This window comes from Glutamicibacter arilaitensis (assembly GCF_044793945.1).
GTDB lineage: Bacteria > Actinomycetota > Actinomycetes > Actinomycetales > Micrococcaceae > Glutamicibacter > Glutamicibacter arilaitensis_B.
In genome coordinates, this window is record NZ_CP084994.1 from 2,031,463 (window position 1) to 2,046,124 (window position 14,662).

Here is a 14,662-nt window from a genome sequence, read left to right on the forward strand (position 1 = left end):
CATGTCTATGGACCGCAAGGACATTTAGCGTGCGTAGCGACCTCCGTTTTGGCCGGTATCGGCAAAATCAGCATTCGATAGCTGATACCGACGGCATGGAAATCGCCCAAGATAGTACTGCTCGAGGTAACCACTAATTTTCCGTTTCGGATTTCGACTCGGCAACAAGGTCACGTAGTGGCCAATGAATAAATAAGGAAATAAAAACATGGCTACTGGCACTGTTAAATGGTTCAACGCTGAAAAGGGCTTCGGCTTCATCGCTCCTTCTGATGGATCGGCAGATGTGTTCGCACACTACTCCGCTATCCAGAGCTTCGGTTTCCGTAGCCTCGAAGAGGGCCAGAACGTTGAATACACCTTGGAAGCCGGTCCAAAGGGCCCACAGGCAACCAACATCCAGGCTCGCTAAGCTTTAGCAACCGCCAAACTTCTGGTGCAGTATCGTCCGTTTCGGATGGTACTGCACCATTGGTGTTTCTAGGGGTCTTTATCGTTCCGTTGAACTTCGCTTTGCAGCTTCTGGCGGTCGTTCACGCAGGATACCTACGCCTAGAAGCCGAGCCGGAATCGAAGCTAGCTTGGGAAACGCACGCAAGATTTTCGCAATAGGTACCGGCAAGAGAACATCACTGCTCGTATTCATCAACCGTTGTAGCCCTAAATGCATAATCCGCTGAGCGCTCTGAACCAATATGGTTGGGAGGATGCGTCGGTACTGTACAGCGGCCACGTCTCGATCTGAAATTGTTCCGGCTTTGAGCGGTTCGGCAAGTATTCGGGCCGCCGCGACTGCATCCTGAACCGCTAGGTTCACGCCCACTCCCCCAACCGGGCTCATGGCATGTGCCGAATCGCCGATGCATAGTAGTCCGCGACGCCACCACCGTATCGCGCGGTTAAGTTTCACATCCAGCAATTTAGCGTCCTCGAAGGTCAGCGCCGATACACCATCTTGGAGTTCGGGCGCAGCTTCAATAATTGCCCGGTGCCAAGCTTCAATACCCTCAGCACGAAGCTCTGCGTCTTTCCCCTTCGGTAAAAGCATGGCGGTTTGAACGTACCCGTGCCTTGGAATGAGCACAAATGATCGGTTCCTGGCGAAAGCCGGAGACAGAACATTCTTTATATTCAGTTCACCGGAGATCTTGAACCACCAAACATCTATGGGCACCGCAAACTCTTTAATGGCTATCCCCGCGGCATTCCGGATGTTTGACCATCTGCCATCTGCGGCTATGGTCAAAAGCGCACGCATCTCGCCGATTCCTTCGGGACCCGAATAGCGCACACCCACGACGCGATCCTCCACAGTGAGCAGCTCGGTCACTTCGCAATTCATCCGAAGATCAAAATTCTCTTCGTCCTCTCCGGCGCGAGCCAATAGATCGAGGAAGTCCCACTGTGGAGCCATCGCGATGAACGGATAGGGATGCTTGACCAGCGACAGATCAAGTATCGTGGTGCGGATCCCGTCTTGTGCTGGAAATTTTGCCTGCGTCACTTTGCTGTAATTGATCTTGTCGAACTCTTCCATCAGTCCGAGTTCGTCAAGTAGCTGCAACGTCGATGGGTGAATGGTATCTCCGCGGAAGTCGCGAAGAAAATCCTTATGTTTCTCGAATACGGCCACCGGGACTCCACTACGTGCTAGCAAAAGTCCCGCCACCATACCGGCCGGGCCTCCTCCAACGATGATGCACCGAGTCCTAGGTTCCATGAGAGCTATCCCTTCAGCGATTGTCCCTGAATTTCACCTTGGCACTAATTATTATTCATGGATAGTCTCGGACGTAGAGCTTTTGATATTTAGCATGCTCATGATGACAGCGAGAGCCAACAGGACTAGCGCTAATCCTTGGAACCCGATGGCGGCAAGAATCGGACCCGCGCAGAGCCCACCTAATACGCCAGCCAAGCTCATGCAAAGGTCTGAAGTTCCTTGCAACTGTGGGCGTTCGTTGATTCCCACCGCACCGGAAATCATGGTTGACCCCGCTACCGTTGAGGCGGACCAGCCCAGGCCCAAACAAAGCAAAGCTATGGTAGTAACCACATGATCCGCGGAGTTGGTCCATACCAAGATGCTGGCGGTGATGAGTAGCGCCTGCCCTACCAGGATGATCACACGTGAGCCGCATTTATCGGTCAGCCATCCAAAGACCGGTGACAGCGCGTACATTCCTGCCACGTGCATGGATATGGTGAAACCTATTAAGGTGAGAGTTGCTCCATGATGTTGCATATGGATCGGGGTCATCGACATCATCGATACCATATACATGTGCGACAAGGCGACGGTGAGTACTGCACGACGGGCTGGCATAGACGTACGCAATATATGCCAGCCACCGCGGCGAGGCTGGCCGGAACCAGCTCGGCTCAAAGCCTGCCGTTGTGCTACCCGCAGCGGATCGGGCCGTAGCCCAATCCAGTAAACGAGTGCGCCGGCTAGCTGAGCACACATGGCGATAAGGAAACCGCCGGTATAGGGCGGCAAGTCGATGTATTTGGCGATAACTTCACCGGGTTCAAAGAGATTCGGACCAATGACTGCACCGATGGTCGTTGACCAGACGACTACCGAAAGATCACGTCCGCGAGTTGCCTTTGTGGAAAGATCCGTGGCGGCGAAACGCGATTGGAGGTTCATTGCGGCCCCCGTACCAAGGACCAACATACCCAGCATTAATAGCGGCCAGAAGTTGAGGAATGCGGCGGCAATAATGACAACAACGCCGCTTGCCGCCAGCAGGGCACCGCTCGAGAGGGAGATTCGTCGGCCGTGTTTCTGGGCCATCAATGCCAGCGGAATCGCCATAAGCGCCGCCCCCAGCGTATTCATCGTGGCAGCCATACCTGCAAGTGAGTCCAGACCCGAGATGCTGACAATCAACAAGGATCCCAGGGTCAGCGTAGCTCCGCCGCCTAGCCCTCCAAGGATCTGGCCAGCCGCAAGTACCGAAATCGATTTTCGTCGAATCCGTTGCACTTGCTGTTCATCTAATGTGCCGAGATCATTGGACGCCGATTCGATCTGCACATTCACCCCCCGCGTTCGCTCATCAATGAATCCGTTTCTACTGTCCAAGTATCCACGATACGCAGCTGGTCGGGGGCGAGTTTCTTCGGGCATGACAATGGCCCCGTTGAGAAACGGGGCCATTGCCAGGAAGTGACTAGGAACTTAGAAGTCCCAGTCCTCGTCCTCCGTGTTCACAGCTTTGCCGATCACGTAGGAGGAACCCGATCCGGAGAAGAAGTCGTGGTTCTCATCGGCATTCGGGCTCAGCGCCGCAAGGATCGCCGGCGATACGTCGGTGACTGTTGCCGGGAACATCGCCTCGTAGCCCAGGTTCATCAGAGCCTTGTTGGCGTTGTAGTGCAAGAACTTCTTAACGTCCTCGGACAGGCCAACCGGATCGTAGAGATCATGGGTGTACTGAACTTCGTTTTCATACAGCTCGTACATGAGCTCGAAGGTGTAATCCTTCAGCTCCTGCTTGCGCTCTTCGCTGGCTCCTTCAAGTCCCTTCTGGAACTTGTAGCCAATGTAGTAGCCGTGAACGGCTTCATCACGGATGATCAGACGGATCAGGTCCGCAGTGTTGGTCAACTTCGCGTGCGAAGACCAGTGCATCGGCAAGTAGAAACCCGAGTAGAACAAGAAGGACTCGAGCAAAGTCGAAGCAATCTTGCGCTTGAGTGGGTCTTCACCGTGGTAGTAGCTCTCAATGATCTGAGCCTTCTTCTGCAGGTTCACGTTCTCCGTGGACCAACGGAAAGCTTCATCGATTTCCTTAGTGGAAGCCAAAGTAGAGAAGATCGAAGAGTAGCTCTTTGCATGCACCGATTCCATGAAGGCAATATTGGTGTACACGGCTTCTTCGTGAGGGGTCAACGCATCCGGGATCAGCGAGACCGCGCCTACGGTGCCCTGCAGGGTATCGAGCAGGGTCAAGCCGGTGAAGACGCGCATGGTGAGCAGCTTCTCGGCCGCGGTAAGAGTTCCCCACGACTGAATGTCGTTGGACAGTGGAATCTTTTCCGGTAGCCAGAAGTTGTTAACGAGACGGTTCCAAACCTCTACGTCTTTATCATCCTGGATGCGGTTCCAGTTGATTGCTTCAACCTTGTTGGCGAGCTTAATCTTCTCGGTCATTGCCCCTCATCGAAACGCTAAATCGTGTTAAGAACTTGCTTACAACTCTACCGTTCTTTCGAACTCTACAGATGCAGCCAAGCATAAAGTTATTGTCAGATCGGTGAGGACCTGACGTGGTATTTCATATGCAACAGCTGCCGTTTGGTCAAACCAAGCGGCAGCTGTTGCGTGATGTTAATGACCAGCTAACCGATCAAAAACTTGAGGTATTACAGTGCGCAGGAGACGCAACCTTCAACCTCGGTGCCTTCCAGCGCAAGCTGGCGTAGGCGGATGTAGTACAGGCTCTTGATGCCCTTGCGCCATGCGTAGATCTGCGCCTTGTTGATGTCACGAGTGGTCACGGTGTCCTTGAAGAAGAGCGTCAGGGACAGGCCCTGATCTACGTGCTGGGTTGCAGCGGCGTAGGTGTCGATGATCTTCTCGTAGCCGATTTCGTAAGCGTCTTCGTAGAAGTCGATATTCTCGTTGTTCATGTAAGGAGCCGGGTAGTACACGCGGCCGATCTTACCTTCCTTGCGGATCTCGATCTTCGCTGCGACCGGGTGGATCGAGGAAGTCGAGTTGTTGATGTACGAGATCGAACCGGTTGGCGGCACAGCCTGTAGGTTCTGGTTGTAGATTCCGTGCTTCATGACCGAATCCTTCAGCGCACTCCAGTCTTCCTGGGTAGGAATGTGGATTCCGTCGAAGAGTTCGCTCACTCGCGCGGTGGCCGGAGCCCACTGCTGGGTGGTGTACTTGTCGAAGAATTCTCCGGATGCGTACTTCGAGTTTTCAAAGTTGTCGAAGGTTTCGCCGCGCTCCATGGCGATCTTGTTCGACGCAGTTAATGCGTGGAACAGGATCGTGTAGAAGTAGATGTTGGTGAAGTCGATGCCTTCTTCGGAGCCATAGTAGATGTGCTCGCGGGCCAAGAAGCCGTGCAAGTTCATCTGGCCCAAGCCGATGGCGTGCGACTTCTTGTTTCCGTCAGCAATCGATGGCACCGAACCGATGTAGGACATGTCCGAGACGGCGCTCAATGCACGAATGGCGATATCGACTGAACCTTCAAGGTCCTTGCCATCCATAGCCTTGGCAATGTTCATCGATCCAAGGTTGCAAGAGATGTCCTTGCCAACCTTGGAGTAGCTCAAGTCATCTGCGAACTCGGAAGCCGAAGATACCTGCAAGATCTCCGAGCAGAGGTTCGACATCGTGATGCGACCCTCGATCGGGTTCTCACGGTTTACGGTGTCCTCGAACATGATGTACGGGTAACCGGATTCGAACTGGATCTCTGCCAAGGTCTGAAAGAATTCGCGGGCGCTGATCTTGGTCTTCTTGATGCGCGAGTCATCGACCATCTCGTCGTACTTTTCGGTAACGGAGATTTCGCTGAATGGCACGCCGTAGACGCGCTGCACGTCGTATGGGCTGAAGAGATACATGTCTTCGTTCTTGCGGGCAAGTTCGAAGGTGATATCCGGGATGACCACGCCGAGGGAGAGGGTCTTGATGCGGATCTTCTCGTCGGCGTTTTCGCGCTTGGTGTCCAAGAAACGGTGGATATCTGGGTGGTGCGCGTTGAGGTAAACCGCGCCTGCACCCTGACGTGCGCCAAGCTGATTTGCGTAGGAGAAGGAATCTTCAAGAAGCTTCATCACTGGGATGACGCCGGATGACTGGTTCTCGATCTGCTTGATCGGTGCGCCGTGCTCACGCAAGTTGGTTAGCGACAGCGCTACGCCGCCGCCGCGCTTGGACAGCTGCAGTGAGGAGTTTACCGCGCGGGCGATGGATTCCATGTTGTCTTCGATGCGCAGCAGGAAGCAGGAGACGAGTTCGCCGCGCTGTGCCTTGCCGGCATTGAGGAAGGTGGGGGTTGCGGGCTGGAAGCGGCCAGCGATGATTTCATCGACCAGGCTCGTTGCAAGCTCCTCATCGCCACGGGCCAGGTGCAGGGCAACCATGCACACGCGATCCTCGTAGCGCTCCAGGTAACGCTTGCCATCAAAGGTCTTCAGCGTGTAGGAGGTGTAGAACTTGAAAGCACCCAGGAAGGTTTCGAAGCGGAACTTCTTCGCGAAGGCGCGCTTGAACAGATCGCGGATGAAGTTCATCGAGTACTGGTCGAGGGTTTCACGCTCGTAGTACTCGTGCTTCACCAGGTATTCGAGCTTCTCATCCAGGTCGTGGAAGAAGACGGTGTTGTTATTAACGTGATCCAAGAAGTATTGGCGGGCTGCATAGCGGTCCACCTCGAATTGGATCTTGCCGTCTGGACCGTAGAGGTTCAGCATGGCGTTCAGATCGTTGTAGCTCAGGCCCTGCATATTAGCTGGGAGCTCTTTGGTGTCATTCATCGTTACTTCTTCTTGTGCGACGCTGGTGCCCAAAAGGTTTCAAGCCCTTCATTGACGTTGAGAACATCTTCCGGCGTTCCCATAAGTTCGAATGTGTATAAAACGGGTACGTTGCACTTGGCGGCAATTTTCTTGGCCGCGATGCAGTAGTACTCGCCGAAGTTCGTGTTCCCTGCGCCAATCACGCCGCGCAAGTTTGCGCGGTTCTCTTCGTAACCCAGAAATTTCATAATCTGGGGAAGGATTGAACGCTTTCCGCTTTCGCCGCCGTAAGTAGGTATGAGCAATACATACGGTGCCGTTGCGATCAGTGGCGGTTCGGTTGCAAAAACCGGGATTCGAGCCGCACTGACATCTAATTTTTCTACAAAGCGCAAGGTGTTCTCCGATACCGAGGAGAAATAAATCAAGCTGGTATCGGTGTGCACCTTGGCCTCGCGAGCCTCAGCGTTTTGCCTGCGATCGGCAACTGCTGCTGGTGGCATTTCTTCGCCTCCGCTGGATGGTCGACGAGTAAGTTGCTTGGACCCCGCGAAGGATCCGGATGCCGACTAGTTGGCTACAGCCAAGGTAGCGATCTTGTCTGGGCGGAAACCCGACCAGTGATCGTTGTCGGTGATAACGACAGGAGCCTGCTGGTAGCCAAGGCCGCGGACGTGCTCCAGGGCGGCGGCATCCTGCGAGATGTCTACCTTGTTGTACTCGATGCCCTGCTTGTCCAAAGCGCGGTATGTAGCGTTGCACTGCACGCAGGACGGCTTCGTGTAAACGGTGATTGCCATTTCCCTGTTTCCCCTTTGTAAAAAGTCCTTGTTGTGGCTCGGACTCCACCATTTTCTGGTGCTTCCGGCTATCCTTTCGGATGCCCCAAAATACTATCTATGGGGTGTTTACGGTGTTTCACTCACCAACGCTTCAATACTACATCTTGTGTTTGGTCGGTCAAGTGAACACAAGATGATGTATTACAAGTATGTCATTCATCCACCGAGCCGTCCACAGCCACTGTGGATATTAACGGTCATTTAAACCCCGATTTCTCGCGGTCGGCCAAAACTTGTCCACAGTCTCGCGGATGGTCAATGTGGTTTAAAAATTCTTCATGTGAGATGTTCCTCGGCGTGTTCTCGTCACCTTGTCTGGCGACCGGACACAAGATGTGCCCTAGCCCTAGTGTCCGGCCTCGAACCGACATTTTAGGCGCGCGCTGGCGCACTGTGGGTAAGTTATTTCAGGACCCTTGCCCCGCGAAGGCCGGGTGCACCCCGGCTAGCGCCTCGGAGGTTCCGGCGACCGCTAGAGGCACCGCCTCGGGTAGAGCGAGTCCGGAGAGCAACGCGCCGGTGAGCTGTCCGAGAAAACAATCCCCCGCGCCTTTTGCGTCAGTGGCAATACGGCCGGTATCGAACTGCTCCAGCTCTTCCTCGTCCATAACTAGCAAGCAGCCGATGAAATCGTCGTCTTCGGTGGGCGCGGAGGTGACGATTACGTGCTCGGGGCCAGCCTCCATGAGATCCAAGGCCGCGTTGGCCGCATCTTGCTCGTCATGGATCTCGGTCTCGGTGAGCAGCCCAAGTTCGAAACAGTTCGGCGTCATCAGCCAGGCATGTTCGATCAGGTGCTCGGCATAGCTGGAGGCGACCTCCTCGCTCGCGTAGAGCCCGACATCCGTATCGCCGAAGGCGGTATCCAAGATCAGATGCAGCTTCGGGTAGCGGGCTTGGGCAGCGACGAACCACTCTGCGATGATCCGCCCCTGGCTGGCCGCCCCGAGGTAACCCACTACGACGTAGCGGGCATTGCGCAGCGCGTCGCGGTTGATCAGATCATCCAGAATAGCGCCAAGCCACTGATCAGAGATCGGGCCTCCGGCCACCGATGGGTAGTGCGGGAGGTTGCTGAGCAGCACGGTGGGGATCGCCACCGTGCGATGCCCGGCCAATTCAATCATCCGGGCGATGACGTTGTTGCCGACCGATCCGTAGGCCAGCTGGGAACTGAGCACCACGGCGGCGACCGGGCGCGTGTCTAGCTCAAAGCCGCTCACGCGGTGGCCTGAGGGTACTGGCGGGCGCCGAAAATGCCCTGGCCCACGCGCACCACGGTGGCGCCTTCTTCAACGGCCAGCTCGAAGTCCCCGCTCATGCCCATGGAGAGCTGATCGAAACCTTCGGGGGCTCCATCTGCACGCAGCTGCGCCGCGGTGGTGCGCAGCAGTGCGAAGCTGGCACGGATGGTGGACTTCTCGGTGCTGTTCGCAGCCATGGTCATCAGCCCGCGCGGGATGAGCCGATCCAGCGGTGCGATGGCTTCGAGCAGCGCGCCTGCCTGTTCGGCCTCGATCCCGGATTTGGTTTCTTCACCGGAGGTGTTCACTTGGAGGAAGACCTCCAAACTGCGGTCTTCGGCTTCGAGGCGGCGCTGCAGGGTTTCGGCGAGCTTCAGTGAATCCAGGGCATGGAATTCGTGGGCGAAGCGGGCCACGAATTTTGCCTTATTCCCCTGCAGCGGACCGATGACCGCATAGCGCAGCTCGGGGTAGTCGGCGGAGAATTCCTCGTATTTGGCCAGCGCCTCCTGAACCTTGTTCTCCCCCAGGGTGTGCACCCCGGCCTCGATAGCCAGACGCAACCGGGCAGGTTCAATGGTTTTGGTCACCGGCAATAGGCGCACCGCACCGGCTTCGCGGCCGGATCGGGCGGCGGCATCTGCGATCTTTTGGTTGACGGTCGCCAGGTTCCGGGCGAAATCCTCGGTGGTTGCCGCCTGTGCCGCGGCCGGTTGCGAAGTGATCAAAGCGCCTGCGCCTCTTTCTGATTGGTACTGCTCACTGCTTAAAGCCGGCCCCGCTAACGCGGGACCGGCTTTAAGCATAGGCATAGTTCCCGGCGCTAGAACATTTGGCGCCAATTGGTCTTGGCCAGATCGAATAGTTCATCACCCCGCCCGGAGAGCACCGTGCGGATGGCATAGAGCGCGAAGCCCTTGGCCTGCTCGACCTTGATGCTCGGCGGCATGGACATTTCCTGCCGGTCGGTGACCACATCCAATAACGCCGGCCCATCGTGGGCGAGGAATTCTTTGACCGTGGCTTCAAGTTGAGCGGAGTCCTCCACCCGGAAGCCCTTGAGCCCGGCGGCGTTGGCTACCGCACCGAAGTCAGGGTTCTCCAGTTCGGTGGCGTAGGTCACGAACCCGGCCGCCTTCATTTCAAGTTCCACGAAGTTCAGCGAGGAGTTGTTGAAGACGACCACCTTGATCGGCAGCTTATTCTGCGTGGCGGTCAGCAGCTCGCCGAGCATCATCGCCAGGCCGCCGTCCCCGGCAAAGGCGATCACCTGCCGGTTGCGGTCGATCGCCTGAGCTCCCAGGGCGTGGCAGAGGGCATTGGCCATCGAGCCGTGGTTGAAGGAGCCCAGTAGTCGGCGGTCTTCGGTCATGCTCAGGTAGCGGGCAGCCCAGATCACCGGGGAACCCACATCTGCGGTGAAGATCGCATCTTGATCCGCCGCCAGATCGATCAGCCGGGCCAGGTACTGCGGGTGGATGGCCGCTTTGCCCCGCGAGGGGGTGGCCAGCTCGTCGAGTTTGGTGCGGGTTTTCGCGTAGTGCTCCAGCGCGTCATTCAGGTGCTTGCGCTTGGCCTGCCGGGGCAGCAACGCCGACAGAGCCGTGGCGGTGTCTTTCACCGTGCCCACCAAGGGCACATCCACGGTGGTGCGCCGGCCGAGCTGCTCACCGCGCAGGTCGACTTGAATGATGCTGGCATGCTGCGGATAGAACTGCTGATAGGGGAAATCGGTGCCGAGCATCAGCAGCACCTCGCACTCATCGATCGCGCGGTAGCCGGAGGCGAAGCCGAGCAGGCCGGTCATGCCCACGTCGAAGGGGTTATCGTATTCGATATGCTCCTTGCCGCGCATCGAGTGCACGATCGGGGCGGCGAGCTTGTCAGCCAGCTCCATGACCTCCGCGTGCGCCCCGGCGGTGCCTGCTCCGGCCAGGATGGTGACCTTGGAGGAACCTTGCAGCAGCTGCGCGGCGCGGGCAAGTTCCTCGGGCGCCGGCAGAACCCGCGGGTTGGTTTTGACGATCGCCTGGGTGCCGGTGCGCTCCATCTGGGAGAGCGCCACATCCCCGGAGATCACCAGCACCGCAACCCCGCGCTTTTCGATGGCCTCACGCATGGCAATGCGCAGCATCCGAGGAAGCTGCTTCGGATCTGATACCTGTTCGGCGTAGACCGAGCAGCCGCGGAAGATTTCTATCGGCTGGGTTTCCTGGAAATAGTTCGACCCGATTTCCTCGGTAGGGATCTGCGCGGCAATGGCAAGCACCGGCACTCGGGAGCGTTGCGCGTCGTAGAGCCCATTGATCAGGTGGAGGTTTCCCGGCCCGCAGGAGCCGACGCAGACGGCCAGTTCCCCGGTGAGTTCGGCTTCCGCGGTCGCGGCGAAGGCGGCGCCCTCCTCATGGCGATGATGGATCCATTCCATCTCACCGTTTTCACGCAGCGCATCGGTCAGCCCGTTCAGCGAATCCCCCGGGACCCCGTAGATGCGCTTGACACCCTGGGTGTGGAACTGTTCGATCATGTGTTCGGCGACGGTAGGCATTAATTTCCTCCTGCAAACAAGGGTCCGGTTGCTACCGGCTGATATCGCTCAGCCTACGAGAAAAAAGCGGCGCCTGGCCAACTGCTAGCCGGCAAAGCCTGGCCAGTAATGCGAATCGGGCAAGGCGCGGGCACCGAAGATCCCCTGGCCTACCCGCACCACCGTCGCGCCTTCGGCGATGGCCAGCTCGAAGTCTCCGCTCATCCCCATGGATAATTCTTCCAACCCGATCCCCTCAGGTGCCTGCTCGCGCAGCTGGTCGCGCAGTTCCCGCAGCGTGGTGAAGCAGGTACGCACCGCCTGCTGGTCGGTGGAGAAGATCGCAAGGGTCATCAGGCCTTTCACCCGCAGCCGATCCAGTCCCGGCAGGGAACGCAAGAATCCCGCCGCCGAAGCAGGTTCCAAACCGAATTTGGTTTCCTCCCCCGAGGTGTTCACCTGAACGAAAACATCCAAGGTGCGGTCTTCAAGTTCCAAGCGGCGCTGCAGCGCGGTGGCCTGGCGAAGGTTATCCAGGGCTTGGAATTCGTCGGCGAAACGCGCCACGTCTTTGGCCTTATTGGACTGCAGGTGACCGATCACCGAATATTTGAGACCAGGAATGTCGGCTAGGTTTTCGGCCTTGCGCGCGGCCTCTTGCACCTTGTTCTCCCCCAGCCACTCCACGCCTGCCGCTATGGCCAGGCGTAGCCGGTCTTCGGGCACGGTCTTGGTCACCGGTAGCAGCCGCACGCTGCCCGGCTCCCGCCCGGCAGCCTTTTCGGCCGCCGCAATGCGCATCCGGACCGAGGCCAGGTTGGCTTTGAACTCCGCGACGGTTCTCGCGGTAGGCGCTGCGCTTGAATCCGGCATTGACTGGCCCATACGGTAATGCTCCTGCATCAACTAAAGAAGTTACTGATCTGGCTTCATCGTAATACGCCAAAGGCGCCCCCACGCCCGAAGCTACTAGGCTGGAGGCTACCAGCGGGCAGAAGAGCCATACTTTGGAGGTTGCAGTGGACGAACAGTCAAGCGGTCACGTGGTCGATGTGCGAAACATCCCGAAACCCGAACGCCACAGAAAAATCATGGAGACCTACGACTCCTTGCCCATCGGCGGATACCTGAGCCTGCTCAATGACCACGAGCCGGTGAACCTGCACACGGAATTTGAACGCAACCTCCCGGGCACCTATGCCTGGGAGGCGAACGAACGGATCGGCGGGGACTGGGAAGTCATCATCACCAAGCTCGCCAGCACGCCGGCGCCGCGCATCATGACGAATACTGCATGGCTCGGAGAACAAGCCAGCCCGGTAGACGGTGCCATCTGGAAACTCGAACCAGACAACCGTGATCTAGATGCGAATGTCATCGCGCTGGCGCCCAACCAAGAAATCGGCGAACACCGCGGCCCAGACCTGGACGTGCTCATCCACGTGTTCGAGGGCACCGGAACCCTGCGCACCGAATCCGATTCGATCTCGCTGAAGCTCGGAGACGTTCTCTACCTTCCGGCACGTTCCCGACGGCACTTCATTGCCGGGGTCCATGGGCTGAAGTACTTCTCGGTGCATCAACGCAAGAAGACGCTGGGACTCATGCCGGTGATGCGGCCCGACGCCGGTTAGCCTTCGAAGCGTCCGGAGTCCAAGAATCCTTCGAGTTTCGCGCGGTGCGGGGCGAGGTCCAGTCCTTGGGCGTCCAACCACTGCTGGCTGTAATAGGTGTTGGCGTAGCGCTCGCCGGAGTCGCAAATGAGCGTGACGATACTTCCCTTTTCACCGCGTTCGAGCATTCCTGCGATGATCTGGAAAACCGCGTAGAGGTTGGTTCCCGTCGAGCCACCGGTCCAGTGCCGGGTGTGCGCCCGCAGCAGATACATTGCGGCCAGCGAGCCCGCATCGGGCACCTGGATCATATGATCGATGACCCCGGGCACGAAGGACGGCTCGACGCTAGGTCGGCCGATCCCCTCAATCCGCGACCCAAGCCCGGTGGAGTGCGCCATATTGCCGGTTCGCCAGCCCTCGTAGAAGGATGAGTTTTCCGGATCGGCCACGGCCACCTGCGTGTCATGTTGGCGGTAGCGCACATACCTGCCAAAAGTTGCGGAGGTGCCGCCGGTACCCGCGCCGACTACGATCCACGAAGGGATCGGGTAGCGTTCGGCCGAAAGCTGGGAGAACACGGATTCGGCGATGTTGTTGTTTCCACGCCAGTCGGTGGCACGTTCAGCGTAGGTGAACTGATCTAAGTAGTACCCACCGGATTCCTCGGCGAGGCGACGGGCCGCAAGATCCACTTCACCTGCGGCATCAACTAGGTGGCACCGGCCACCATAGAATTCGATCAGCTCAATTTTCTCCAGGCTGGTAGTCCGGGGCACTACCGCAATAAAAGGCAGGCCAAGCATGCGAGCAAAATAGGCTTCGGATACCGCCGTGGAGCCGCTGGAGGCTTCCACAAGCGTGGTGTGCTCATCGATCTTGCCATTGACCAAACCGTAGAGCAGCAAAGAACGAGCCAAACGGTGCTTGAGCGACCCGGTGGGATGCACCGATTCGTCCTTCAAATACAGGTCGATCCCCCATTGCTTTGGAAGCGGAAAGACGTGGAGGTGGGTATCGGCGCTGCGGTTCGCATCCGCGTCAAGCAGCGCGATAGCTGCTCTGACCCAGTGGTTTGATTTGGTAGTTTGCTCAGTCACGAACCCACTCTATCTCTACTCCTTGGCTCGGCGCAGAACGCCCACGCGTGTGGCCTTCGGGCTGCCTAGCGGCTGGATCAAGAGCACAGCCTTGGGGCAGGCAATTGTGTAGCTTACCTTGCCAGAAAGAGATCAACCTGCGTCGTTATGCACGGTTCGCTTTCGTTGCTCCCGCTGCTGGCTGGTCCGATAGGGTGTACCGCATTATTCATGAGCCCAAACAGGGCGTACTCCATCAATTGGAATCTAAGTGATTTCAGGAAGTTTGCCGGAGATAACAAGCAGAGTTTTTTGCGCCCTCGCCGATCCGTGCCTGCAGTGAGACTCCGCCCCTTGAATGCGTCCGGTGCTTACCGACCTAGCATCCACCGCTCGTGTTGGCCAGGAACCGCGCAAAGCCAGACAGACTCAACAACTAAGATTCTTTGGACCCTCGAACCGATTCTTCGAGAACCAGCGTCAGGAGACCGGGGAAGCGTCGATCGAGTTCTTCATGGCGGATCCAGTTGCGGTGCCTGTTTCCCTGCACCTCTTGCTTGATGAGACCAGACTCGCGTAGGACACGCCAATGGCGGGTGAGCGCGGATTTGGACACGCCGAAGTCCGAGTTGCTGCATGCTCGGCCCGGTTCTTCCGCGAGCTGCATGATAATCGCCCTGCGCACAGGGTCCGCGAGAGCTGACATCACGGCGAAGAGGTCAAATTCCTCCTCTTCCGGAATGGTGAGCGGGTTTGCCAAGCGACTTGCCATGAGTCCTATCCTAATTTGCCACAGAAAAGATGTACACCGTAAGGTGTACATGATGTACGTTTGATGTACGGGGCTGCGCGTACATAAATT

The 14,662-nt window shown here is 57.5% G+C and carries 14 protein-coding genes; 2 read left to right on the forward strand and 12 right to left on the reverse strand.

What is annotated here, in order from left to right:
• Positions 1–208: 208 nt before the first annotated feature.
• A complete protein-coding gene (locus LG294_RS09510; RefSeq protein ID WP_096254701.1) occupies positions 209–412 on the forward strand; it encodes a cold-shock protein in 204 nt (67 codons plus the stop codon).
• A gap of 78 nt (positions 413–490) precedes the next feature.
• Here LG294_RS09510 and LG294_RS09515 read toward each other — a convergent pair whose 3' ends face one another.
• From LG294_RS09515 to LG294_RS09560, 10 genes are all read right to left on the reverse strand, one after another.
• Entirely contained in the window at positions 491–1,720 is a 1,230-nt protein-coding gene (locus LG294_RS09515; protein WP_404285307.1) for an FAD-dependent oxidoreductase, read from the reverse strand.
• 51 nt (positions 1,721–1,771) lie between these two features.
• Complete coding sequence (locus LG294_RS09520; protein WP_404285308.1) at positions 1,772–3,043, reverse strand: MFS transporter; 1,272 nt, start codon at positions 3,041–3,043, stop codon at positions 1,772–1,774.
• Between the two features lie 144 nt (positions 3,044–3,187).
• A complete protein-coding gene (nrdF, locus tag LG294_RS09525) occupies positions 3,188–4,162 on the reverse strand; it encodes a class 1b ribonucleoside-diphosphate reductase subunit beta (RefSeq protein ID WP_404285309.1) in 975 nt (324 codons plus the stop codon).
• Between the two features lie 212 nt (positions 4,163–4,374).
• Entirely contained in the window at positions 4,375–6,513 is a 2,139-nt protein-coding gene (gene nrdE / locus LG294_RS09530; RefSeq protein WP_404285310.1) for a class 1b ribonucleoside-diphosphate reductase subunit alpha, read from the reverse strand.
• A 2-nt stretch (positions 6,514–6,515) separates the two neighbouring features.
• Complete coding sequence (nrdI, locus tag LG294_RS09535; protein WP_404285311.1) at positions 6,516–6,998, reverse strand: class Ib ribonucleoside-diphosphate reductase assembly flavoprotein NrdI; 483 nt, start codon at positions 6,996–6,998, stop codon at positions 6,516–6,518.
• Positions 6,999–7,064: 66 nt separating this feature from the next.
• Positions 7,065–7,295 (reverse strand): glutaredoxin-like protein NrdH, encoded by a 231-nt coding sequence (nrdH, locus tag LG294_RS09540; protein ID WP_096284911.1) that lies wholly within the window; start codon positions 7,293–7,295, stop codon positions 7,065–7,067.
• Positions 7,296–7,744: 449 nt separating this feature from the next.
• Complete coding sequence (locus tag LG294_RS09545) at positions 7,745–8,560, reverse strand: PfkB family carbohydrate kinase (RefSeq protein WP_404285312.1); 816 nt, start codon at positions 8,558–8,560, stop codon at positions 7,745–7,747.
• Positions 8,557–9,309 carry a YggS family pyridoxal phosphate-dependent enzyme gene (locus LG294_RS09550; RefSeq protein WP_404285313.1) on the reverse strand — a complete coding sequence of 251 codons (753 nt, stop codon included), beginning with the start codon at positions 9,307–9,309 and terminating at the stop codon, positions 8,557–8,559. Before LG294_RS09550 ends, LG294_RS09545 begins: the two co-directional genes overlap by 4 nt.
• Positions 9,310–9,404: 95 nt before the next feature.
• Complete coding sequence (gene poxB / locus LG294_RS09555) at positions 9,405–11,129, reverse strand: ubiquinone-dependent pyruvate dehydrogenase (protein WP_404285314.1); 1,725 nt, start codon at positions 11,127–11,129, stop codon at positions 9,405–9,407.
• An 84-nt stretch (positions 11,130–11,213) separates the two neighbouring features.
• Complete coding sequence (locus tag LG294_RS09560) at positions 11,214–11,993, reverse strand: YggS family pyridoxal phosphate-dependent enzyme (RefSeq protein ID WP_404285315.1); 780 nt, start codon at positions 11,991–11,993, stop codon at positions 11,214–11,216.
• A gap of 134 nt (positions 11,994–12,127) precedes the next feature.
• Here LG294_RS09560 and LG294_RS09565 point away from each other — a divergent pair, with 134 nt between their 5' ends.
• Complete coding sequence (locus LG294_RS09565; RefSeq protein ID WP_404285316.1) at positions 12,128–12,742, forward strand: DUF2249 domain-containing protein; 615 nt, start codon at positions 12,128–12,130, stop codon at positions 12,740–12,742.
• On the opposite strand, the gene LG294_RS09570 is transcribed toward LG294_RS09565, so the two are convergent.
• On the reverse strand, positions 12,739–13,821 hold the full coding sequence (locus tag LG294_RS09570; RefSeq protein WP_404285317.1) for a PLP-dependent cysteine synthase family protein: 1,083 nt from the start codon (positions 13,819–13,821) through the stop codon (positions 12,739–12,741). The two genes, LG294_RS09565 and LG294_RS09570, sit on opposite strands and share 4 nt — an antisense overlap.
• Before the next feature lie 415 nt (positions 13,822–14,236).
• Positions 14,237–14,572 (reverse strand): ArsR/SmtB family transcription factor, encoded by a 336-nt coding sequence (locus LG294_RS09575; protein ID WP_404285318.1) that lies wholly within the window; start codon positions 14,570–14,572, stop codon positions 14,237–14,239.
• Between the last annotated feature and the right edge of the window lie 90 nt (positions 14,573–14,662).